Genomic DNA, 21,907 nt, shown 5'->3' with positions numbered 1-21,907 from the left:
GGCGGCGACAATGGCCGGGTGCCCGTACCGCTCGACGCCGACTCGATCCGCCGCGCCCCCAAGGTCCTGCTGCACGACCACCTCGACGGCGGGCTGCGGCCGCAGACGGTGCTCGAGCTCGCCGACGAGACCGGCTACCGCGACCTGCCCGCCGGCGACGCGGCGGAGCTGGGCCGCTGGTTCCGGCAGGCCGCCGACTCGGGCTCGCTGGTGCGCTACCTGGAGACGTTCGCGCACACCGTCGGGGTGATGCAGCGGCCGGAGGCGGTCCGGCGGGTGGCCCGCGAGTGCGCGCTCGACCTGGCCGCCGACGGCGTCGTGTACGCCGAGGTCCGCATGGCCCCCGAGCTGCTGACCGCGGGCGGGACGCCGATCGAGGAGGCAGTGGAGGCGATCCTCGACGGGTTCGCCGCCGGCAGCGCCGAGGCCGCGGCCGCGGGCACCCCGATCCGCGTGGGCGCGCTGCTGTGCGCCATGCGGCAGGCCGACCGCTGGGAGGAGGTCGCCGGCCTCGTCGTCCGGTACCGCGACGCCCGCGTCGTCGGCTTCGACCTCGCCGGCCCCGAGATCGGCTTCCCGCCCGACCGGCACCCGGAGGCCCTCGCGCTGCTCGACCGGGCCGGGGCGCACCGCACGATCCACGCCGGGGAGGCCGCCGGCGTCGACAGCATCCGGGCCGCCCTCGACGCCGCCTCCGCCGAGCGGCTCGGCCACGGCGTGCGGATCGCCGACGAGGTGCCCGGCGAGGGCCCGCTCGGGCCGCTCGCGCAGCGGGTCCTCGACGCGCAGGTGCCGTTGGAGGTCGCGCCGTCGTCGAACGTGCAGACCGGCGCCTACCCCTCCCTGGCCGCCCACCCGGTCGGCCGGCTGCACCGCGCGGGGTTCGCGGTCACCGTGAACACCGACAACCGGCTGATGAGCGGGGTCTCGGTGACCAGCGAGCTGGCCGCCGTCACCGCCACCTGCGGCTGGGGGTGGGGCGACGTGCAGACGGTGACCGAACGGGCGCTCGCGGCGGCGTTCGTCGACGACGCCGAGCGCGCGCGGCTGCTCGACGACGTCGTGCGTCCCGGCTTCGCGGCGCTGCGCTCCTGAGCCGTTCGTGAGCCGTTCGTGAGCCGTTCCCGAGCCGTTCCCGAGCCGCGGTGACCACGGACACCGCGCTCGCCGGAATCACGCGCTGATCACCGCTGCTACCATTGACGTACCGGCACTCGCCGGTCGTCCTCCCGGACGGTCCGTCCGGGCACGAGCGCATCCGTGCAGATCCGTCGCGTCCCCGACGCCCGGGATCGCCAGTGAGGACGCCGACCCTCTCGATGGGGTGGCGCCCGCGCACCGCCACGGGACGCGCCCGAGCTGTATCGGAGTCCCACACCCGCATGTCCTCGTTCGACCCCGTCGACGTCGTCGACACCCGGATCGACCCCTCGATCGACACCCCGACCACCTCCGAGCCGGCCGCCGAGCCGACCGGGCCCTCCTTCGCCGCGCTGGGTCTGCCCCAGCAGCTGGTCACCGCGCTCGAGCGGCGCGGCATCCGCTCCCCGTTCGCCATCCAGGCCACCGTCCTGCCCGACGCGCTCGCCGGGCGCGACGTGCTGGGCAAGGCGGCCACCGGCTCGGGCAAGACCCTGGCCTTCGGCCTGCCGGTGCTCGCCCGCATGGGCCTCACCGCCCACCGCGGACCGCGTGCCCCGCGAGCCCTGGTCCTCGTGCCCACCCGCGAGCTGGCGCAGCAGGTCTCGGACAACCTGGCCCCCCTCGGCCAGGCCACCGGCGTGCAGTTCGCCACCGTCTACGGCGGCGCCTCGATGTACCGCCAGATCACCCAGCTGCGCCGCGGCGTCGACGTCGTCGTCGCCACCCCCGGCCGGCTGCAGGACCTCATCGCCCAGGGCGAGGCCACCCTCGCCGAGGTGGAGGTCAGCGTCGTCGACGAGGCGGACTTCATGTCCGATCTCGGGTTCCTGCCCGTCGTGCAGGAGCTGCTCGACCAGACACGCCCCGACGCCCAGCGGCTGCTGTTCTCGGCCACCCTAGACGGCGAGGTCGACACCCTGGTCCGCCGCTATCTCACGGACCCGGCGCGGCACGAGGTCAAGCGCCCGGGTGGCGAGGCGCCGCCGGCCGAGCACCTCGCCTACAGCATCGCCTTCCGCGACAAGGTGCCGCTGACCCAGGAGCTGGCCGCCCGTCCGGGCCGCACCCTCGTCTTCGCGCGCACCCAGCTCGGCGTCGACCGGCTGACCGAGAACCTGCAGGCGGTCGGCATCAAGGCCGAGGCCATCCACGGCGGCCTGCCGCAGTCGGCGCGCCGCCGGGCGCTGGAGGCGTTCACCGACGCCCGCAGCCCCGTGCTGGTCGCCACCGACGTCGCCGCCCGCGGCATCCACGTCGACGACGTCTCGCTGGTGCTGCACTACGACCCGCCGGCCGACCACAAGACCTACCTGCACCGCTCGGGCCGCACCGCCCGCGCCGGGGCGGCCGGGGTCGTCGTCTCGCTGCTGCTGCCCGACCAGGTGGGGCAGGCCAAGCGCCGGTTCCGGCAGGCCAAGGTGGACCCGCGGGTCGACCGCGTCCGGCCCGGCGACGCCTCGATCGCCGAGCTCGTGGCCAGCGGCGTGCCGGTGGAGCCGGTGGAGCGGCCGGCGCGCGAGTCGCGCCGCCCGCACGGCGGTCCCGGCGGCCGGCGTCCGCGCCGGGACGGCGAGCGGCCGCGTCGCTCCTACGGTGAGGGCGACCGGCCCCGCCGGGACGGCGACCGCCCGCGGCGTCCCCTCGGCGAGGGTGACCGGCCGCGCCGTCCCCACGGCGACCGGTCCCGGGGCCCGGGCGAGGGCTCCCGCGGCGGGCGGCCCGACCGCCCCGCGCCGGCGCGCGACTGACGCAGGACCCCGCGTCCCCACCGCTCGCACGCCCGCGGCGGGCCCCTGACGCAGGGCCGTTCCAGCACGGCACCAGCGGCCGGCCCCGGGGTCCCCGGGGCCGGCCGCTGTGCGTCCGCAGCCGGCAGGACCATCCCGGCATCGTCGTGCTCTGCCCACCGTGGTGGGCAGAGCACGACGACGCCGGGGACGGGGGTCCGGGCGTCCCGCTCCACCCCGCGCGCCGACCCCGGCGTGTGGGGTGGGGAGGCGGACCTCAGTGGCGGAAGACCAGCGCGCTCTCGACCTGGGTCACGACCTCGTCCCACGCGGTGCGCAGCGCGGCGGCGTCCTCGGCGGGCAGCGGCGCGCCGGGGTCGGCCTCGGCGCGGGCGGCCGCGCGGCCGAGCGGCGCGCCGGGCGCGAGCAGCTCGTCGACCCGCCGCAGCCCGGCGTACTCCGCGACGTCCCGGACCCCCTCGACGGGCTGGGCGAACACCCGGTGGTCGACCAGGCCGCCGGCGCCGCCGGCCACCTCGGCCAGCACCTCCGACAGCTCGGTGAGGTCGTAGCGGTCCTGCTCGGCCGGCAGCGGGAGGGTGTCGGTGTCGGCCACCTCCGGCCAGGAGGCGATCTCGGTGAGGTCGTGCCGCTCGTCGCCGGCGCAGAAGCGCGCCAGGGCGGTGGGGGTGTCGAACAGGAAGACCTCGCCGTCGCGGCCGAGGAAGCGGGCGACGTCCTCGACGTAGCAGCGCAGGGTGACCCCGGCCCCCTCGGGGACGACGATCTCCACCGGCAGGATGCCGACGGCCTCCCAGAACTCCGCCGCCGCGGCCACCGCGGCCGGCGTCGCGGTGATCCGGCTGCCGCCGCGGATGGTGCTCACGCCCGCGGTCGCGGCCTCCGCCGGGGCGGCCGCGGTCGAGCCCGCGGCCGGCCGGTTGCCCGAGCCGTCCGAGCCCGGCGCGACCGTCCGCTGCGGGCCGGCGGTCGGGCCGGTGTCCTCCTCGAGGTCGTCGGTGTCGTCCTCGTCGGCGTCCTCCTCGGAGTCCGCGGTGTCGTCGTCGGTGTCGTCCTCGTCGTCGAGGTCGTCCTCGTCCCCGGCCGCCGAGGGGTAGGCCGCGAGGGTCGTGGTGCCGGCGCCGGTCCAGTCCAGGTGCGCCGAGAGCTCCTCGAGGACGTCCTCCCACAGGTCGTCGAGCGCGCCGCCCACACCGACCCAGGCGTCCTCGCCGGAGCGGCCGACGAACGCGTCCACGCCCAGGCCCAGTGAGCCGATCTCGGGGCGGGCCACCAGCTCGGCCAGCGCCGGGAACTCGGTCTCCTCGTCGTCGTCCGCGGTGTCGTCGTCCGCGGTGTCGTCGTCCGCGGTGTCGGTGTCACGGGTGACCGGCGCGGCGTCGTCCTCGTCGGGGCCGGCGGTGTCCAGGCACTCGGCCAGCCGGCTGACGATGTCGATGGTGGCCGCGAGTTCCTCCACCGCCCAGCGGTCGGGGTTCTCGGCGGCGATGTCGTAGACGCCGTCGAGGTCGTAGCGGTGGTCGTCGTCCGGGGTCAGGTCCGCGGCGCCCAGCCCGGTGACGACCGGCCACACCGGGTGGTCGGCGAGGTCGTGGTCGGTGCTGGTGCGGCAGAACGCGGCCAGCGCGGCCGGGGTGGGGAAGAGGTGGACCGTCGCCGTCTCGCCCTCGGAGGTGCCGAGGAAGGCCTGCCACTCCTCGCCGTCCTCCTCCCACGGCGGAGCCCACAGCGTGTAGCCGGTGCGGTCGTCGACGGTGAGGGCGATCGGGACGATGCTGGGCCTGGCCACGCGCCCATCCTGCCGGGTGCAGCCGGGAGCGCGCCCAGGGACGCCCCGCCGTCACACGCCCTTGGGGTGCCAGACGGTCTTGGTCTCCAGGAAGGCCGTCATCCGGGTGAGGCCCGGGTCGGCGGTCCAGTCCGGCTCCTCGGCGGGCGGCCGCAGCACCCGCTTGATGCTCCCGGCGGCCAGCCGCTCGAGCTCCAGCGCGTGGGTCGGCGGTGCACCGGTCAGGTCGACGGCGTCGACGTCGTCGTGCTCGGCCAGCCACGGGCCCAGCTCGGCGGCGTCGCCGGTGAGCAGGTCGACCACGCCGCCGGGCACGTCGCTGGTGGCCAGCACCTCGCCGAGGGTGACGGCCGGCAGCGGCCGGTCTCGCGACGTCACGACGACAGCCGTGTTGCCGGCGGCGAGCACCGGCGCGAGCACGCTGACCAGTCCGAGCAGCGACGAGCGCTGCGGCGCGAGGACCGCGACCACGCCGGTCGGCTCCGGCGTGGAGAAGCCGAAGAACGGCCCGGCGACGGGGTTGGCGCTGCCCAGGACCGCGGCCAGCTTGTCGGTCCACCCGGCGTACCAGACCCACCGGTCGACGGCGGCGTCCACGACGGCGCGGGCGCGACCGGCCGACAGCCCCTCGCCGGCGGCCACCTCCTCGCAGAACTGCGCGTGCCGGCCCTCCATCACCTCGGCCACCCGGTAGAGCACCTGGCCGCGGTTGTACGCGGTGGCGCCCGACCACGTCGCGAACGCCGCCCGGGCGGCGACGACGGCGTCGCGGGCGTCCTTGCGGGAGGCCTGCGCGGCGTTGGCGAGGAAGGCCCCGCGGGCGTCGGTGACCGGGTAGGTGCGGCCGGACTCCGAGCGCGGGAAGGCCCCGCCCAGGTAGAGCTTGGACGTCTTGCGGACGGCCAGGCGGTCGGTCATCAGGAGGACGCCCCCTTCAGGTAGGCGGCCAGGCCCTGGCGGCCGCCCTCGCGGCCGTAGCCGGACTGCTTGTAGCCGCCGAAGGGCGACGTCGGGTCGAACTGGTTGAACGTGTTGGCCCACACCACGCCGGCGCGCAGCCGGTCGGCGATGGCGAGGATCCGCGAGCCCTTCTCGGTCCAGATGCCGGCCGACAGCCCGTAGGTGGTGTTATTGGCCTTGGCCACGGCCTCGTCGGGCGTGCGGAAGGTGAGCACCGAGAGGACCGGGCCGAACACCTCGTCGCGGGCGATCCGGTGGGCGGGGGAGACGTCGGTGAACACCGTCGGCGGGAACCAGAACCCGCGGTCGGGCAGCTCGCAGGCGGGCTGCCAGCGGTGCGCGCCCTCGGCCTCACCGATGTCGGAGAGCTCCCGGATGCGCGCCAGCTGCTCGGCGGAGTTGATCGCGCCGACGTCGGTGTTCTTGTCCAGCGGGTCGCCCACCCGCAGCGTGCCGATCCGCCGCTGCAGCGAGGCGATCACCTCGTCGTGCACGTTCTCCTGCACCAGCAGCCGCGAGCCCGCGCAGCACACGTGGCCCTGGTTGAAGAAGATGCCGCGCACGATGCCCTCGACGGCCTGGTCGACCGGGGCGTCGTCGAAGACGATGTTCGCCGCCTTGCCGCCCAGCTCCAGGGTGAGCACCTTGCGGGTGCCGGCGACGGCGCGGGCGATCGAGCGGCCCACCTCGGTCGAGCCGGTGAAGGCCACCTTGTCGACGTCCTCGTGCTCGACGACGGCCCGTCCGGTGTCGCCGGCGCCGGTCACGATGTTGACCACGCCCGGGGGCAGGTCGGCCTGCCGGCACACCTCGGCGAACAGCAGCGCGGTGAGCGGGGTCGTCTCGGCCGGCTTGAGGACGACGGTGTTGCCGGTGGCCAGCGCGGGGGCGACCTTCCAGGCCAGCATCAGCAGCGGGAAGTTCCACGGGATGACCTGGCCGGCCACGCCGTGCGGCCGCGGGTCGGGGCCCAGGCCCGCGTACGCCAGCTTGTCGGCCCACCCGGCGTGGGAGAAGAAGTGCGCCGCGGCCAGCGGCACGTCGACGTCGCGGGACTCCCGGATCGGCTTGCCGTTGTCCAGCGACTCGAGGACGGCGAACTCGCGGGCCCGCTCCTGCAGGAGCCGGGCGATGCGGAACAGGTACTTGCCGCGATCGGCGGGGCGCATCGGCCCCCAGACGCGGGTGAACGCGCGGCGGGCGGCCTTGACGGCGCGGTCGACGTCGGCCTCGGTGCCCACGGCGACCTCGCTGAGCACCTCCTCGGTGGCCGGGTTGACCGTCTTCATGGTCTCGCCGGAGCCGTCGACGAACTCGCCGTCGACGAACAGACCGTAGGACGGCGCGACGTCGACGATCGACCGCGACTCGGGGGCGGGGGCGTACTCGAAGGGCTGGCTCATGTCAGTCGACGCTCACGTGGTCGGGGCCGGAGTAGTGGCCGGTGCGCAGCTTCTGCCGCTGCAGGAGCAGGTCGTTGAGGAGGCCGGAGGCGCCGAGGCGGAACCGGTCGGGGGAGAGCCAGTCGGCGCCGACGGTCTCGTTGACCAGCACCAGGTGCTTGACGGCGTCCTTGGTGGTGCGGATGCCGCCGGCGGGCTTGACGCCGACCTGGGTGCCGGTGGCGGCGCGGAAGTCGCGGACCGCCTCGAGCATCACCAGGCACACCGGCAGGGTGGCGGCGGGGGAGATCTTGCCGGTCGACGTCTTGATGAAGTCGGCGCCGGCGAGCATCGCCAGCCAGGAGGCGCGGCGGGCGTTGTCGTAGGTGACCAGCTCGCCGGTCTCGAGGATGACCTTGAGGTGCGCGGGGGTGCGGCCGGGGGCGGAGCACTCCTCCTTCACGGCCACGATCTCCTCGAACACGTCGAGGTAGCGGCCGGCCAGGAAGGCGCCCCGGTCGATGACCATGTCGATCTCGTCGGCGCCGCCCGCCACGGCGTCGCGGACGTCGGCGAGCTTGACCGCGCGGCTCGCCCGGCCGCTCGGGAACGCCGTGGCGACGGCGGCGACCTTGATGCCGGTGCCGGCCAGGGCCTCCTTCGCGACGCCGGCCAGGTCGCCGTAGACGCAGACGGCGGCCACGGGCGGGCAGGAGGCGTCGGTGGGGTCCGGGCGGCGCGCCTTGGCGGCCAGCGAGCGGACCCGCCCGGGGGTGTCGGCGCCCTCGAGGGTGGTCAGGTCGACCATCGAGATGGCGGTGTCGATCGCCCAGGCCTTGGCCGTGGTCTTGATCGAGCGGGTGCCGAGGGTGGCGGCGCGCTGCTCGGCGCCGACCTGGTCGACGCCGGGCAGGCCGTGCAGGAAGGCGCGGAGGGTGGCGTCCGAGCGGGTCACGTCGTCGAACGCCGTCCCGGACCCGGGGCCGGGCCGGGCCCCGGCCGCCAGCGTCCCGGGGTCGAGCACGTGGGTCATGCGGACATTCTCCCTTCCTCTTCCTGGGCGTGGCCCCGTGAGCCGACCGATACGGTGGCGCGCGTGCAGCTCACCGTCGTCGACCACCCGCTGGCCCGCGCCCGGCTGTCGCGGATGCGCGACGAGCGGACCGACAACGCCGCCTTCCGGGCCGCGCTGCGCGAGCTGACCCAGATGCTGGTGTACGAGGCCACCCGCGACCTGGAGGTGGCCGAGGAGCCGATCAGCACGCCGGTCACCACGACGACGGGCTACCGGCTGGCCGCGCCGCCGCTGATCGTCCCGGTGCTGCGCGCGGGCCTGGGCATGGCCGACACCGCGCACGGGATGCTGCCGGAGTCGCAGATGGGCTTCGTCGGGCTGGCCCGCAACGAGGTGACCTTCCAGCCCGAGGCCTACATGGCCTCGCTGCCGCAGTCGCTGGTGGGCCGCCACGTCTTCGTGCTCGACCCCATGCTGGCCACCGGCGGCTCGCTGGTGCACTGCTGCACGCTGCTCACCGACCGCGGCGCCACCGAGATCACCGTGCTGTGCGCGCTGGCCGCCCCGGCCGGGCTCGAGCGGCTGGAGCGCAGCGGCCTGCCGCTGCGGGTGTTCACCGCCAGCGTCGACGAGGGGCTGAACGACAAGGCCTACATCGTCCCCGGTCTCGGCGACGCCGGCGACCGCCAGTTCGGCGCGGTCTGACCGTGCGCTTCGCCGTCCTCGGCACCGGGTTCTGGGCCACCGGCGTGCACGCGACCTCCCTCGCCGGAGCCGACGACGCCGAGCTCGTGGCGTTCTGGGGCCGCGACGCCGCCAAGGCCGCCGCCGCCGGGGCGGAGTTCGACGTCCCGGGCACCGACGACCTCGACGCGCTGCTCGCCGACGTCGACGCGGTGTCGGTGGCCGTCCCGCCCGACGTCCAGGTCGGGCTGGCCGTGCGCGCCGCTGCGGCGGGCCGGCACCTGCTGCTGGAGAAGCCGATCGGGCTCACCGTCGCCGACGCCGACCGGGTGGTCGACGCCGTCCGCGCGGCCGGGGTCGCCTCGGTCGTGTTCTTCACCGACCGGTTCCGCCCGGCCACGGCCACCTGGCTGGAGCAGGCCGCCCGCGCCCCGCTGGCCGGCGGCGCCATCAGCTGGCTGGGGTCCCTGGCCGGGAGCCCGTTCGACACGCCCTGGCGGCGCGAGCACGGCGCGCTGTGGGACGTCGGCCCGCACGCGCTCGGGCTGCTCGTGCCGGCGCTAGGCCCTGTCGTCTCGGTGCAGGCCGGCGCCGGCCGCGGCGACACCGTGCACCTGGTGCTGCGGCACGCCTCCGGGGCGTCGAGCACGGTGACGCTGTCGTCGACGGTGGCGCCCATGGCCGGCGGCGTCGAGGTGACCGTGCACGGCGACGCGGGCCGGCTGGTGCTGCTGCCCGAGCGGGACGACGCGGCCGTCGTCGAGGCGCACCGGGCGGCGGTCACCGAGCTGACCCAGGCGGCGCTCACCGGCGGCACCTCCGCGCTCGACGTCGCCTTCGCCCGCGACGTCGTCGTCGTGCTCGCCGCCGCCTCGCGCGCGCTGGCCTCCGGCTGCCGGGAGCCCGTGCCCGCCTGACCCCGCGGGCCGCGACCGGCAGGGACGCGCTCAGCAGCCGAGGGCGGTGGCGAGCTCCTCGAACGAGGCGACCGACAGGTCGGCGTCGGGGTCACTCGCCGGCGGCACCTGACGCCCGCCGAACTCGTCGGGGCGGTGCACGTACGCCGTCCGCAGGCCCCGCCCGCGGGCGGCGGCGAGGTCGCCGGTGTGCGCGGCGACCATGCACACCGCCGACGGCGGCAGGTCCAGCAGCCGCGGCGCGGAGTCGTAGACCTCCGGGTCGGGCTTGTAGTGGCCGGCGACCTCCGCGCCGAGCACCAGGTCCCACGGCAGGCCGGCGCGGCGGGCCAGGTCGACCGACAGCCGCACGCCGCCGTTGGACAGCGGCGCGAGGACGTACGAGCGCCGCAGCCGGGTCAGCCCCGCGACGGCGTCGGGCCACGGGTCGAGGCGGTGCCAGGCCAGGACCAGCTCGCCGGCGACGTCGCCGGTCACCCCGTCGACCCCGACGGAGGCCAGCGCCTCGGGCAGCGACTCGCGGTGCAGCGCGTCGAGCACCGTCCACGGCCGCTCGCCGGAGCGCACCCGGTCCAGCGCCGGCTGGTAGCGCGCCCGCCACGCGTCGGCGAACGCGGCGGCGTCGACGTCCGGGCCGAGCAGCCGGGCCGCCTCGCGGGCGACCCCGCCGCGCCAGTCGACGACGGTGCCGAAGACGTCGAAGACGAGTGCCTGCACGTCCACGGTCACACCCCCAGGGCGGCGGCCATCTCGGCGCGCAACTGGTCGAGCTCGTCCTCGCCGCGGCCGCGCGCGGCGATGACGCCGGCGTCGTCGTGCACCGGGACGACGGTCTCCAGGTAGGCCTTGAGCTTGGGCTCGGTGCCGCTGGGGCGCACGACCACGCGGACGCCGTCGCCGAGCAGCCGGACGGCGTCGACCGGCGGGTCCTCGGTCAGCAGGTCGGTCGCGGTGACCTCCCGGCCGAGCAGCCGCGTCGGCGGGCCGGCGCGCAGCCGGGCCATCGCGCCGGAGATGACCGAGAGGTCCTCGACCCGCACCGACAGCTGGCCGGTGGCGAACAGCCCGTGCTCGACGGCGAGCTCGTCGAGCCGGTCGAGCAGCGACCGCCCGCTCGCCTTGAGCTCCGCGGCCAGCAGCGCGACGGCCAGGGCGGCGGAGATGCCGTCCTTGTCCCGCGCGACACCGGGCGTCACCGCGTAGCCCAGCGCCTCCTCGTAGCCGAAGACCAGCGGCTCGTCGTCGGTGCCGGCGCGGATGATCCACTTGAAGCCGGTCGGGGTCTCGGCGAACCGGACGCCGTGCGCCTGGGTCAGCGCGTGCAGCAGCGAGCCGCTGACCAGCGACGAGGCGTACGTGCCCCGCACCCCGCGGCGCAGCAGCCAGTCGGCGAGCAGGCCGCCCACCTCGTCGCCGGTGAGCTGCCGGCCGTCGACCACCACCGAGCAGCGGTCGGCGTCGGGGTCCTCGGCGATCGCGACGGTGGCGCCGACCCGGGAGGAGAGGTCCTGCAGCAGGTCGACCGCGCCGGGCTCCTCCGGGTTGGGGAAGGCGACGGTCGGGAACGCCGGGTCGGGGGCCTCCTGCTCAGCCACGCCGACCGGCGGCGCGAACCCGGCGGCGGCGAACACCGCACGCGTGGTGGCCGCGCCGACGCCGTGCATCGCGGTGTAGGCCACGGTCACCCCCTGCCGCACGATCGCCGGCACCTGCGCGGGGTCCAGCGCCCGGACCACCGCCGCCACGTAGTCGGCCTCGACGTCGTCGCCGAGGGGAAGCCAGTCGTCGGACGTCGGCACCTCCCGCGCCGGGCCGACGGCGGCGATCGCGGCCTCGATCTCGCGGTCGGCCGGCGGGACGAGCTGCGCGCCGTCGGCGAGGTAGACCTTGTAGCCGTTGTCCTGCGGCGGGTTGTGGCTCGCGGTCACCATCACCCCGGCGGCGCAGCCGAGGTGCCGGACGGCGAAGGACAGCACCGGCGTCGGCAGCGGCCGGGGCAGCACCTGGACGGCGAACCCGGCGCCGGCCAGCACCGCCGCGGAGACGTGCGCGAACTCGTCGGAGCGGTGCCGGGCGTCGAAGCCGACCACCACGCCGCCGCCGGCGTGCCCGGCACGGGTGAGCCAGGCCGCGAGCCCGGCGGCGGCCCGGGTGACGACGGCGGCGTTCATGCCGGCCGGCCCGGCGCGCAGCGGGCCGCGCAGGCCGGCGGTGCCGAAGGTCAGCGGCCCGGAGAAGCGGCGCTCGAGCTCGGCGGTGTCGCCGGCCGCGACCAGCGCCTCGACCTCGGCGCGGTCACCGGGGTGGGGGTCGGCGGCGGCCCAGGCGCGGGCGGCGTCGAGCACGCTCACGCCTGCTCCTCGGCGTCGTACCCGGGCAGCGTGAACTCCCCGCCCACCCGCGCGTGCACCGGGTCGGCCGGGTCGGGCTCGCCGTGCGCGGCGACGAGCGCGTCGGCGTACACCTCGGCGTCGTCCTGCGGCTCGTAGCCGAGCGACCGGGCCGCGGTGAGGTCCCACCAGCCACGGGTGTTGGCCGACACGCCCCAGACCACGCGGAAGCCGGGGGAGGGGGCACGCAGTGCGGCGTCGACCAGCGCGACGGCGTCGCGCGGGGAGAGCCAGGTGGCCAGCGCCCGCGTCGTCGGCGGTTCGGGGGCCTGGGTGCCGATGCGCAGGCAGACCACGTCGAGGCCGTAGCGGTCGGCGTACAGCGAGCCGAGCGCCTCCATGGTCACCTTGGACACGCCGTAATAGGTGTCGGGCCGCGACGGGCCGTCGTGCTCCCCGAGCGGGCCGGACGCCGGGCGCCCGGTGAAGCCGGTGGCGTGGTTGCTGCTGGCCAGCACGACCCGGCGCACGCCGGTGCGGCGGGCGGCCTCGAGCACGCAGTACGTGCCCTCGATGTTGGCGTGCGCGATCGCCGACCAGGTGGACTCGCCGGAGAGGCCGCCCAGGTGCACGACGGCGGCCGCGCCCTGCGTGGCGGCGGTCAGCGCACCGAGGTCGGTGACGTCGGCGACGACGGTCTCCTCACCCGGCCGCGGCTCGGCGATCGCGACGACGTCGAGGCTGCGGACCGGCCAGCCCCGCTCGGGCAGCCCCTCGCGCAGCACCGTGCCGATGCGCCCGGCCGCGCCCGTGACCAGCACCGGGCCGCTCACGGCAGCCGGCCCACGAACTCGACGAGGAAGCGGCCCAGCCCGCCGGCCGCCGCCCTGCCCGCGGCGAGCACCTCCGCGTGGTCGAGCTCCTCCCCGGTGATGCCGGCCGCGGCGTTGGTGACCATCGACAGGCCCAGCACGTCCATCCCGGCGGCGCGGGCGGCGATCGCCTCGAGCGCGGTGGACATGCCCACCAGGTCGGCGCCGAGGGTGCGCAGCATGCGGATCTCGGCCGGCGTCTCGTAGTGCGGCCCGGGCAGCGCCGCGTAGACGCCCTCCGTCAGGTCCGGCTCGATCGACCGGGCCAGTGCGCGCAGCCGCGCGGTGTAGAGGTCGGTGAGGTCGACGAAGGTCGCCCCCACCAGCGGGGAGCGGGCGGTCAGGTTGAGGTGGTCGCCGATCAGCACCGCCTGGCCCACCCGGTGCCCCGGGTCCAGGCCACCGGCGGCGTTGGTCAGGACGACGGTGCGCACGCCGGCCGCGGCGGCGGTGCGGACGCCGTGCACGACCGGCTCCACGCCGCGGCCCTCGTAGAGGTGGGTGCGGCCGAGGAAGAGCAGCACCCGCCGGTCGCCGACGCGCACCGACCGCACCTGCCCGCCGTGGCCGACGGCGGTGGGGGTGGCGAAGCCGGGCAGGTCGCCGATGCCGACCGAGGCCGCGGGCTCGCCGAAGGCGTCGGCGGCGGGGGCCCAGCCCGAGCCCATCACGACGGCCACGTCGTGGCCCCCGCCCAGGGCCGAGGTCAGCTCCGCGGCGGCGGTGCGGGCGAGGGCGTCCGGGTGGGTCCCGGCAGGGGGTGCGCTCACCGGGCGACGCTAACGCAGGACCGCGGGGCCGGGACGGCGACCGGGCTCACCCGCCCCAGTCGCCCCGGGTGGCGTGTCGGCCCGGGGGAGCGGGCCGGCCGGCCGCGACCATGACCGCCGTGCAGCGAACGCAGATCGACGGCGTCCCCGTCTTCACCGCCGCGGGACCGCAGCGCACGACCGCCGCCCTCGTCTTCGGCGTCGGCCTGCGCGACGAGACGTTCGCGACGATCGAGGTCACCCACCTGGTCGAGCACCTCGCCATGGCGGCGCTGCCCCGCACGCACCTGCGCTGCAACGCCGTCACCGACGTCGACAGCACCGCCTTCTTCGCCACGGGCCGGCCGGAGGCGGTCCGCGCGTTCCTGGAGGGGATCTGCCGCGCGCTGGCCGACCTGCCCACGCAGCGGCTGGCCGCCGAGGCCGGCGTGCTGCAGGCCGAGGGGTGCGGCACCGGCTCCTCGACGGTCAGCGCGCTGTGGGCGGCCCGCTACGGCCTCACCGGGCCGGGGCTGACCGTGTCGGCCGGGCCGGGGCCCGAGCACCTCCCCGAGGAGGTGGTGCGGGCGCACGCCGCCCGCTGGTTCGTCCGGGGCAACGCGGCGCTGTGGTGCCACGGCCCGCTGCCCGAGGGGCTGCGGCTGCCGCTGGCCGCCGGTCCCCGGCCGGCGCGGCGGGTGCCGGTCCCGCGGCCGCAGGACGGCCCGGTGTGGACCCGCACGGACGCGCCCGGCGTCGGGCTGCTGCTGGCCACCGACCGGCCGGACGACGTCGCACTCGCCGTCGGGGTCGACGTGGCGAAGGACCGGCTGCGCGAGCGCGCCCGGCACACCCGCGGGCTCTCCTACGCCGTCGACTCGCTGGCCCTCGACCTGGCCGCCGACCGGCGCGAGGTGGCCGTCGTCGTCGACGCCCGCACCGGCCGCGACGCGGAGGTGGCGGCCCTGCTGTGGCAGACGTTCGCCGAGCTGTGCGCCGACGGCCCGACGGCCGCGGAGGTCGCCCACGCCGTCGCGGGGCTGGAGGCCGAGCTCGACGAGGAGGACGCCGCCGGCGCCGAGCTGGCCGACGCCGCCTACTGCGCCGCCGTCGGGCTGCCCTCCCGCCCGGCCGCCGCCACGCTGGCCGCCTGGCGGGCGACCACGCCCGCGCAGGTCACCGCGGCCCTGCGCCGCGCCGAGCCGACCGCCGTCCTGGCCGTGCCCGACACCGCCGTCTGGGACGGGCCGGACCCGCGGGTGGTCCGCCGTCCGCTGTGCGGCACGCTGCCGGCCCTGCCCGAGGGCGTGCTGTTCCGCCCGCCGCTGCACCGGCGGCTGCTCGACCCCGCCGCCCGCGTGGCGCTGGTCGTCTCCGACGAGGGCCTGGCCCACCGCGACGCCGACGGCGACGTGCACGGCATCCCGTGGTCGCGGGTGGAGGCGGTGGTGCCCACCGACGACGGCGCCGGCGTCTCGGTGGTCGGCCGCGACCTGTGCTGCGTGCTCGTGCACCCCGACCGCTACGGCCGCCGGGCGGTCGCCGCGGTGCTCGACCGGGCACCGGCCGCCGCCGTGCTCGGCGTCCCCGCGAGCGGGACGCCCGAGCTCGCCGCCGTCTGACGCCCCGTCCGCGCCGTTCCGGGCGGTGGCGGGGCGCGGTCGTCCCTATCCTCGTGGCGTGCAGATCCCCTTCGCCTCCTCCGAGCGGGCCAGCCTGGGTGTGGAGTGGGAGCTGCAGCTCGTCGACCGGGAGAGCCGGGAGCTGACCGCGGGAGCCGTGGAGATCCTCGAGGAGATCCGCCCCGAGGGCGCCGAGGAGCACCCCAAGGCCAAGCACGAGCTGCTGCAGTCGACCGTCGAGGTCATCACCGGCGTGTGCACCACCGTCGAGGAGGCCACCGCCGACCTCGCCGGCACCGTGGCCGAGGTCGCCGCCGCCGCCGACCGCCGTGGGCTCGGCCTGCTGTGCGCCGGCACGCACCCGTTCACCGACTGGCAGACCCAGCTGATCTCGCCCAAGGAGCGCTACCTGCAGCTGGTCGAGCGCATGCAGTGGCTGGCCCGGCGGCTGCAGATCTTCGGCGTCCACGTGCACGTCGGCGTCCGCGCGCCGGAGAAGGCGATGCCGATCGTCAACGCCCTCACCCAGTACGTGCCGCACCTCCTGGCGCTCTCGGCGTCCTCGCCGTTCTGGGTCGGCTGCGACACCGGCCTGGCCTCCTCGCGCAGCAAGGTCTTCGAGGCCATGCCGACGGCGGGTCTGCCGCACCAGCTGCGCGACTGGGGCGCGTTCGAGACCTACATGGAGACGCTGATCGCCACCGGCTCCATCCAGAGCGTGCGCGAGGTGTGGTGGGACATCCGCCCGCACCCCGGCTTCGGCACCGTGGAGCTGCGCATCTGCGACGGCCTGCCCACGCTCGAGGAGATCGGCGTGGTGGCGGCGCTGTCGCAGTGCCTGGTCGAGCAGTTCGACACCCAGCTCGACCGCGGCTACACCCTGCCCACCCCGCCGAGCTGGATCCTGCGGGAGAACAAGTGGCGGGCGGCCCGCTACGGCCTCGACGCCGACGTCATCGTCGACGAGAGGGCCACCGTGCGCCCGGTGCGCCAGGCGCTGCTCGACCTCGCCGAGGACCTCGCGCCCACCGCGCGGCGGCTGGGCTGCGAGGCCGAGCTGGCCGGCGTCGAGCGGGTCCTCGCCGTCGGCGCGTCCTACCAGCGCCAGCGCGCCGCCGCGCGCGCGGCCGGCGGCGACCTGCGCACCGTCGTCGACGGCCTGCTGGGCGAGCTGCGCGACGGTCTGCCCGACGACGGCCCGGCCACCTCCCCGGACGGCTCCGTCCCCGGCCCGGCGGCCTGCGCCGGCGGGCACGCCGCATGACCCGCACCCCCGAGGAGCTGGCCGCCGGCCTCGACGCGTGGGTGGCCGACCGGTCCGACGAGCTCGTCGGCGTCCGCCGGCACCTGCACGCCCACCCCGAGATCGCCTACGCCGAGGTGGAGACCACCGCCCACCTCGAGGAGCGGCTCAGCGAGGCCGGGCTCGCCCCGCGGCGGCTGCCCGGGGGCACCGGGCTGGTCGTCGACGTCGGCGGGGGGCCGGGGCCCACCGTCGTGCTGCGGGCCGACATCGACGCGCTGCCGCTGGCCGACCTCAAGGACGTCCCCTACGCCTCCACGCGCGAGGGCATGTGCCACGCCTGCGGCCACGACGTCCACACCACCGTCGTCCTCGGCGCGGCGCTCGCGCTGGCGGAGCTGGACGGCCTGCCCGGCACCGTGCGCTGCGTCTTCCAGCCCGCCGAGGAGACCGTGCCCGGCGGGGCCGCGCACGTGGTGGAGGCCGGCGTCCTCGAGGGTGCGTCGCGGGCGTTCGCGCTGCACTGCGACCCGGCCACGCCCGTGGGCGCGGTGGGGCTGCGCACCGGCTCGATCACCGCGGCCTGCGACCGGGTCGACGTCGTCCTCACCGGGCCCGGCGGGCACACCGCCCGCCCGCAGCTGACCGTCGACCTGGTCGACGCCCTCGGCCGGCTGATCACCGACCTGCCCGCGCTGCTGTCGCGGCAGGTGGACCCGCGGGCGGGGATGTCGCTGGTGTGGGGCGCGGTCAACGCCGGGGTCGCGGCCAACGCCATCCCGCAGCGCGGCACCCTGCGCGGCACCGTGCGCGTCCTCGACCGCGAGGAGTGGGCCGGCGCGGAGACCCGGGTGCGGCGGCTGGTCGAGCGGGTCGCCGCCCCGACCGGCGCGCAGGTGGCGGTCGACTACGTGCGCGGCGTCCCGCCGGTGGTCAACGACCCGCGCACCGTGGCCCTGCTGCGCGCCGCGGCGCTGGGCACCGTGGGCCCCGAGGGCGTGCGGCCGGCGCCGCAGAGCATGGGCGGGGAGGACTTCGGCTGGTTCGCCGACGTCGTCCCGATCGCCCTGGCCCGGCTCGGCACGCACGGCGGCGGGGAGCCGCTGGACCTGCACCGCGGCACCTTCGACGTCGACGAGCGCGCCATCGGCGTGGGCGTGCGGCTGATGGTGCGCGCCGCGCTGCAGGCGCTGGTCGCCGACGCCGGGAGCACCGGCCCGGCCGCCGGACCGCCGTCCCCGGGACACCCCGCCCGACCACGGCCGGGCGAACGGCGGTAGAACGTCCCTGGACCCAGAGCCGACGCCGGGAGTTCGACGATGAACGCCACTCCGCAGCCAGCGACACCGGGTGACGACGAGGTGCCCGCCGAGCACGAGGTGCCCGACGAGCTGTCCCTGGCCGCCGGGTTCCCCCCGGCCAGCCGCGAGCGGTGGCGCGAACTGGTCACCGGGGTGCTGCGGAAGGCCGGCCGCGAGGAGCTGCCCGACCCCGTCGAGGACGCGCTGCGCCGCACGGTGGCCACCGGGGTGAGCGTCGCCCCGCTCTACACCGCCGAGGACGCCGGCGACCTGCCGACGGCGGTCGGCGTCCCGGGGCTGCCGCCGTTCGTCCGCGGGTCGCGGGCGGGTTCGGGCGGTGGCACGACGGCCGGAGACGTCCCGGCCGGCTGGGACGTGCGGCAGCGGCACGCCCACCCCGACGTCGCCGTGACCAGGGAGGCGATCGCCGCCGACCTGGAGAACGGCGTCACCTCGCTGTGGCTGGTGCTGGGGGAGGGCGCCGTCCCCGTCGACGCGCTCGGCGACGTGCTCTCCGACGTCTACCTCGACCTCGCGCCGGTGTCGGTCTCCGGGGGGCTGCCCGCCGCGGAGGCGCTGCTGTCGCTGGTCGGGGACCGCACCGACCTCGCCCCCGGCGGCTCGCTGGGCCTCGACCCGCTCGGCGTGCACGCCGCGTCGGGGGAGGAGCAGGACCTCGCCGGGCTGGCCGACCTCGTCCGGCGCACCCCCGCGGGCTGGCGCACCGTCGTCGTCGACGCCACCGTCTACGCCGACGCGGGGGCCACCGCGGTCGAGGAGCTGGGCTGCGCGCTGGCGGCCGGGGTCGCCTACCTGCGCGCGCTGACCGACGGCGGGCTGTCGGTCGACGAGGCGTGCGCCGCGCTCGAGTTCCGCTGGTCGGCGTCGGCCGACCAGTTCACGACCATCGCCGGGCTGCGCGCCGCCCGCCGGCTGTGGGACCGCGTCGGCGAGGTCAGCGGCGCCTCCGCCGACGCCCGGGCCGTGCGCCAGCACGCGGTGACGTCGTCGGTGATGACGACCCGGCGCGACCCCTGGGTCAACATGCTGCGGACGACGGTGGCCTGCTTCGCCGCCGGCGTGGGCGGGGCCGACGTCGTCACCGTGCAGCCCTTCGACGCCGCCCTCGGCCTGCCCGACGCGTTCTCCCGCCGGATCGCCCGCAACACCCAGAGCCTGCTGGTCGAGGAGGCGTCGCTGGCGCGCGTGCTCGACCCGGCCGGCGGCTCCTGGTACGTCGAGTCGCTCACCGAGTCGCTGGCCCAGGCGGCGTGGGCGTGGTTCACCGAGATCGAGCGGGCCGGCGGGCTGGCGGCGGCGCTGTCGTCCGGGCTCGTCCGCGACCGCCTGGCGTCCGCGTGGGACGAGCGGTCGCGCCGGCTGGCGAAGCGCTCCGAGGCGATCACCGGCGTCAGCGAGTTCCCCCACCTGGCCGAGAAGCTCCCCGAGCGGCAGCCGGCCGCCGACCTGCACCCGACCGGTGGCCTGCCCCGCGTGCGGGCGGCGCAGGAGTACGAGCAGCTGCGCGACCGCGCCGACGCCGCCCCCACCCGGCCGCGCGTGTACCTCGCCACGATCGGCCCGGTGGCCCGGCACACCGCGCGGGCCACCTTCGCCGGCAACCTGTTCCAGGCCGGCGGCCTGGAGACCCCGGCCGGCGACGGCGCCTCCGGCCTCGCCGGGGCGGGGACCACCGTGGCCTGCATCTGCGGCACCGACGGCGACTACGCGGAGTCCGCGGCGGCCCTGGCCGCGGAGCTGCGCGCCGCCGGTGCCACCCACGTCTGGCTCGCCGGCCGGCCGTCGCTGGGTGTGGACGGCGTCGACGGGTACGTGTACGCCGGGTGCGACGCACTCGACGTCCTCCGGACGGTGCACGACCAGGTGGGCCTCGATCGCGCAGAGGGCGACGACCAGCAGGTGGAGGTGCGGGCATGAGCGGGATCCCCGACTTCGGCAGCGTCGAGCTGGGCCGCCCCGCGGCCGGCGGCGGCGTGGCCGACTGGGCCAAGCGGTTCCAGGAGGTCACCGGCCGCGGCGTCGAGGAGGCGACCTGGGAGACGCCGGAGGGCATCGCCGTCCCGCCGCTGGCCACCCCGGCCGACCTCGCCGGCCTGGACTTCCTGCAGACCTACCCGGGCCTGCCGCCGTTCCTGCGCGGCCCCTACCCGACGATGTACACGACCCAGCCGTGGACGGTCCGCCAGTACGCGGGCTTCTCCACCGCCGCGGAGTCCAACGCGTTCTACCGGCGCAACCTCGCTGCCGGGCAGAAGGGCCTGTCGGTCGCGTTCGACCTGGCCACCCACCGCGGCTACGACTCCGACCACCCGCGCGTCGTCGGCGACGTCGGCATGGCCGGGGTGGCGATCGACTCGATCCTGGACATGCGGCAGCTCTTCGACGGCATCCCGCTGGACCGGATGACGGTGTCGATGACCATGAACGGCGCGGTGCTGCCGGTGCTGGCGCTCTACGTCCTCGCCGCCGAGGAGCAGGGGGTCGCCCCGAAGCAGCTGGCCGGGACCATCCAGAACGACATCCTCAAGGAGTTCATGGTCCGCAACACCTACATCTACCCGCCGAAGCCGTCGATGCAGATCGTCAGCGACATCTTCGCGTTTACCTCGCAGGAGATGCCGCGGTTCAACTCGATCTCCATCTCCGGCTACCACATGCAGGAGGCCGGGGCGACGGCCGACCTGGAGCTGGCGTACACGCTGGCCGACGGGGTGGAGTACGTGACGGCGGGCAAGGACGCCGGACTCGACGTCGACGTGTTCGCGCCGCGGCTGTCGTTCTTCTGGGCGATCGGCATGAACTTCTTCATGGAGGTCGCGAAGCTGCGGGCGGCGCGGCTGCTGTGGGCCCGGCTGATGCGGGAGGCCGGCGCCCAGCAGGACAAGTCGCTGTCGCTGCGCACCCACTCGCAGACCTCGGGCTGGTCGCTGACCGCGCAGGACGTCTACAACAACGTCGTCCGCACCTGCCTGGAGGCCATGGCCGCCACCCAGGGGCACACCCAGTCGCTGCACACCAACGCCCTCGACGAGGCGCTCGCGCTGCCCAGCGACTTCTCCGCGCGCATCGCCCGCAACACCCAGCTGCTGCTGCAGCAGGAGTCGGGGACGACGCGGGTCATCGACCCGTGGGGCGGGTCGGCGTACGTGGAGAAGCTGACCTACGACCTGGCCCGCCGCGCCTGGGCGCACATCGAGGAGGTCGCCGAGCACGGCGGCATGGCGCAGGCCATCGACGACGGCATCCCGAAGCTGCGCATCGAGGAGGCCGCCGCCCGCACCCAGGCGCGCATCGACTCCGGCCGCCAGCCGGTGATCGGCATCAACAAGTACCGGGTCGACGCCGACGAGGCGATCGAGGTGCTTCGCGTCGACAACGCCGACGTGCTCGCGCAGCAGAAGGCCAAGCTGGAGGAGCTGCGCGCGTCGCGGGACCCCTCGGCCGTGCAGGAGGCGCTGCGCCGACTCACCGACGCCGCCCGCGCGGCGGCCGAGGGACGCCGCGACTCCTCGCTGGACGCGAACCTGCTCAAGCTCGCCGTCGACGCGGCGCGGGCCAAGGCCACCGTCGGGGAGATCTCCGACGCGCTCGAGCAGGTCTACGGGCGGCACTCCGGGCAGGTGCGCACCATCTCCGGGGTGTACCGCGAGGAGGCCGGCCGCTCGGGCCCGCTGGAGGAGACCCGCCGCATGACCGAGGCGTTCGAGGAGGCCGAGGGACGGCGGCCGCGCATCCTGGTCGCCAAGATGGGCCAGGACGGCCACGACCGCGGGCAGAAGGTCATCGCCACCGCGTTCGCCGACCTCGGCTTCGACGTCGACGTCGGCCCGCTGTTCCAGACGCCGGAGGAGGTCGCCCGGCAGGCGGTGGAGGCCGACGTGCACGTCGTCGGGGTCTCCTCCCTGGCCGCGGGCCACCTGACGCTGGTGCCGGCGCTGCGGGACGCGCTCGCCGAGCTCGGCGCCGACGACGTGCTCGTCGTGGTGGGCGGCGTGATCCCGCCCGACGACGTGCCGACGCTGAAGGAGATGGGCGCCGCCGCGGTGTTCCCGCCCGGCACGGTCATCGCCGAGGCGGCGCAGGAGCTGCTGACGACGCTGTCCTCGCGCCTGGGTCACTGACGGCATGGGC

At 76.4% G+C, this 21,907-nt stretch carries 17 protein-coding genes; 9 read left to right on the top strand and 8 right to left on the bottom strand.

Translation table 11 applies throughout. From position 1 onward, the window contains the following. Nucleotides 1–18 precede the first annotated feature (18 nt). Both ACU616_RS04455 and ACU616_RS04450 read left to right on the top strand, forming a co-directional pair. Nucleotides 19–1,095, top strand: a complete 1,077-nt coding sequence (locus ACU616_RS04455; protein ID WP_446757287.1) for an adenosine deaminase — start codon at nucleotides 19–21, stop codon at nucleotides 1,093–1,095. Nucleotides 1,096–1,382: 287 nt separating this feature from the next. After that, nucleotides 1,383–2,891, top strand: a complete 1,509-nt coding sequence (locus ACU616_RS04450) for a DEAD/DEAH box helicase (RefSeq protein WP_446757286.1) — start codon at nucleotides 1,383–1,385, stop codon at nucleotides 2,889–2,891. Between the two features lie 256 nt (nucleotides 2,892–3,147). Here the strand turns inward: ACU616_RS04450 and ACU616_RS04445 are convergent, their stop codons facing one another. The 4 genes from ACU616_RS04445 to deoC are packed head-to-tail and all read right to left on the bottom strand — an operon-like array spanning nucleotide 3,148 to nucleotide 8,055. After that, nucleotides 3,148–4,680, bottom strand: a complete 1,533-nt coding sequence (locus ACU616_RS04445; protein ID WP_446757285.1) for a hypothetical protein — start codon at nucleotides 4,678–4,680, stop codon at nucleotides 3,148–3,150. A gap of 51 nt (nucleotides 4,681–4,731) precedes the next feature. Then, the gene (locus ACU616_RS04440; protein ID WP_446757284.1) at nucleotides 4,732–5,598 is read right to left on the bottom strand and encodes an aldehyde dehydrogenase family protein; all 867 of its coding nucleotides are present in this window, start codon (nucleotides 5,596–5,598) and stop codon (nucleotides 4,732–4,734) included. Beyond that, nucleotides 5,598–7,043 (bottom strand): aldehyde dehydrogenase family protein, encoded by a 1,446-nt coding sequence (locus ACU616_RS04435; protein ID WP_446757283.1) that lies wholly within the window; start codon nucleotides 7,041–7,043, stop codon nucleotides 5,598–5,600. Before ACU616_RS04435 ends, ACU616_RS04440 begins: the two co-directional genes overlap by 1 nt. Before the next feature lies 1 nt (nucleotide 7,044). After that, nucleotides 7,045–8,055 carry a deoxyribose-phosphate aldolase gene (deoC, locus tag ACU616_RS04430; protein WP_446757282.1) on the bottom strand — a complete coding sequence of 337 codons (1,011 nt, stop codon included), beginning with the start codon at nucleotides 8,053–8,055 and terminating at the stop codon, nucleotides 7,045–7,047. Between the two features lie 63 nt (nucleotides 8,056–8,118). Here deoC and upp point away from each other — a divergent pair, with 63 nt between their 5' ends. Continuing rightward, the gene (gene upp / locus ACU616_RS04425; protein ID WP_446757281.1) at nucleotides 8,119–8,742 is read left to right on the top strand and encodes a uracil phosphoribosyltransferase; all 624 of its coding nucleotides are present in this window, start codon (nucleotides 8,119–8,121) and stop codon (nucleotides 8,740–8,742) included. 2 nt (nucleotides 8,743–8,744) lie between these two features. Continuing rightward, nucleotides 8,745–9,638 (top strand): Gfo/Idh/MocA family protein, encoded by an 894-nt coding sequence (locus ACU616_RS04420; RefSeq protein ID WP_446757280.1) that lies wholly within the window; start codon nucleotides 8,745–8,747, stop codon nucleotides 9,636–9,638. Between the two features lie 30 nt (nucleotides 9,639–9,668). Here ACU616_RS04420 and ACU616_RS04415 read toward each other — a convergent pair whose 3' ends face one another. The 4 genes from ACU616_RS04415 to ACU616_RS04400 are packed head-to-tail and all read right to left on the bottom strand — an operon-like array spanning nucleotide 9,669 to nucleotide 13,610. Next, nucleotides 9,669–10,361 (bottom strand): haloacid dehalogenase type II, encoded by a 693-nt coding sequence (locus tag ACU616_RS04415; RefSeq protein WP_446757279.1) that lies wholly within the window; start codon nucleotides 10,359–10,361, stop codon nucleotides 9,669–9,671. Between the two features lie 2 nt (nucleotides 10,362–10,363). Further along, nucleotides 10,364–11,989 (bottom strand): phospho-sugar mutase, encoded by a 1,626-nt coding sequence (locus ACU616_RS04410; protein WP_446757278.1) that lies wholly within the window; start codon nucleotides 11,987–11,989, stop codon nucleotides 10,364–10,366. Then, nucleotides 11,986–12,801: an NAD-dependent epimerase/dehydratase family protein gene (locus tag ACU616_RS04405; protein WP_446757277.1), complete on the bottom strand. Its 816-nt coding sequence runs from the start codon at nucleotides 12,799–12,801 to the stop codon at nucleotides 11,986–11,988. The genes ACU616_RS04410 and ACU616_RS04405 overlap by 4 nt, the downstream gene beginning before the upstream one ends. Continuing rightward, on the bottom strand, nucleotides 12,798–13,610 hold the full coding sequence (locus ACU616_RS04400; RefSeq protein WP_446757276.1) for a purine-nucleoside phosphorylase: 813 nt from the start codon (nucleotides 13,608–13,610) through the stop codon (nucleotides 12,798–12,800). The genes ACU616_RS04405 and ACU616_RS04400 overlap by 4 nt, the downstream gene beginning before the upstream one ends. 119 nt (nucleotides 13,611–13,729) lie before the next feature. Here ACU616_RS04400 and ACU616_RS04395 point away from each other — a divergent pair, with 119 nt between their 5' ends. From ACU616_RS04395 to scpA, 5 genes are read left to right on the top strand one after another with little or no spacing between them, the layout of a single operon-like run. Then, nucleotides 13,730–15,211 carry a hypothetical protein gene (locus tag ACU616_RS04395; RefSeq protein WP_446757275.1) on the top strand — a complete coding sequence of 494 codons (1,482 nt, stop codon included), beginning with the start codon at nucleotides 13,730–13,732 and terminating at the stop codon, nucleotides 15,209–15,211. A 58-nt stretch (nucleotides 15,212–15,269) separates the two neighbouring features. Continuing rightward, a complete protein-coding gene (locus ACU616_RS04390) occupies nucleotides 15,270–16,475 on the top strand; it encodes a glutamate--cysteine ligase (RefSeq protein WP_446757274.1) in 1,206 nt (401 codons plus the stop codon). After that, a complete protein-coding gene (locus ACU616_RS04385; RefSeq protein ID WP_446757273.1) occupies nucleotides 16,472–17,734 on the top strand; it encodes an amidohydrolase in 1,263 nt (420 codons plus the stop codon). The genes ACU616_RS04390 and ACU616_RS04385 overlap by 4 nt, the downstream gene beginning before the upstream one ends. 39 nt (nucleotides 17,735–17,773) lie before the next feature. Continuing rightward, the gene (locus ACU616_RS04380) at nucleotides 17,774–19,693 is read left to right on the top strand and encodes a methylmalonyl-CoA mutase subunit beta (RefSeq protein WP_446757272.1); all 1,920 of its coding nucleotides are present in this window, start codon (nucleotides 17,774–17,776) and stop codon (nucleotides 19,691–19,693) included. Further along, entirely contained in the window at nucleotides 19,690–21,897 is a 2,208-nt protein-coding gene (gene scpA, locus ACU616_RS04375; RefSeq protein ID WP_446757271.1) for a methylmalonyl-CoA mutase, read from the top strand. The genes ACU616_RS04380 and scpA overlap by 4 nt, the downstream gene beginning before the upstream one ends. Nucleotides 21,898–21,907 lie beyond the last annotated feature (10 nt).

It is taken from the genome of Geodermatophilus sp. URMC 62 (genome assembly GCF_052931475.1).
This window is presented reverse-complemented; position numbering and strand designations above follow the sequence as displayed.

Excerpts from the sequence above, each read along its gene's own strand:
- ACU616_RS04450 (WP_446757286.1), top strand. The coding sequence starts at position 1,383 with ATGTCCTCGTTCGACCCCGTCGACGTCGTCGACACCCGGATCGACCCC.
- ACU616_RS04380 (WP_446757272.1), top strand. The coding sequence starts at position 17,774 with ATGAACGCCACTCCGCAGCCAGCGACACCGGGTGACGACGAGGTGCCC.
- scpA (WP_446757271.1), top strand. The coding sequence starts at position 19,690 with ATGAGCGGGATCCCCGACTTCGGCAGCGTCGAGCTGGGCCGCCCCGCG.
- ACU616_RS04435 (WP_446757283.1), bottom strand. The coding sequence starts at position 7,043 with ATGAGCCAGCCCTTCGAGTACGCCCCCGCCCCCGAGTCGCGGTCGATC.
- ACU616_RS04385 (WP_446757273.1), top strand. The coding sequence starts at position 16,472 with ATGACCCGCACCCCCGAGGAGCTGGCCGCCGGCCTCGACGCGTGGGTG.
- ACU616_RS04440 (WP_446757284.1), bottom strand. The coding sequence starts at position 5,598 with ATGACCGACCGCCTGGCCGTCCGCAAGACGTCCAAGCTCTACCTGGGC.
- deoC (WP_446757282.1), bottom strand. The coding sequence starts at position 8,055 with ATGACCCACGTGCTCGACCCCGGGACGCTGGCGGCCGGGGCCCGGCCC.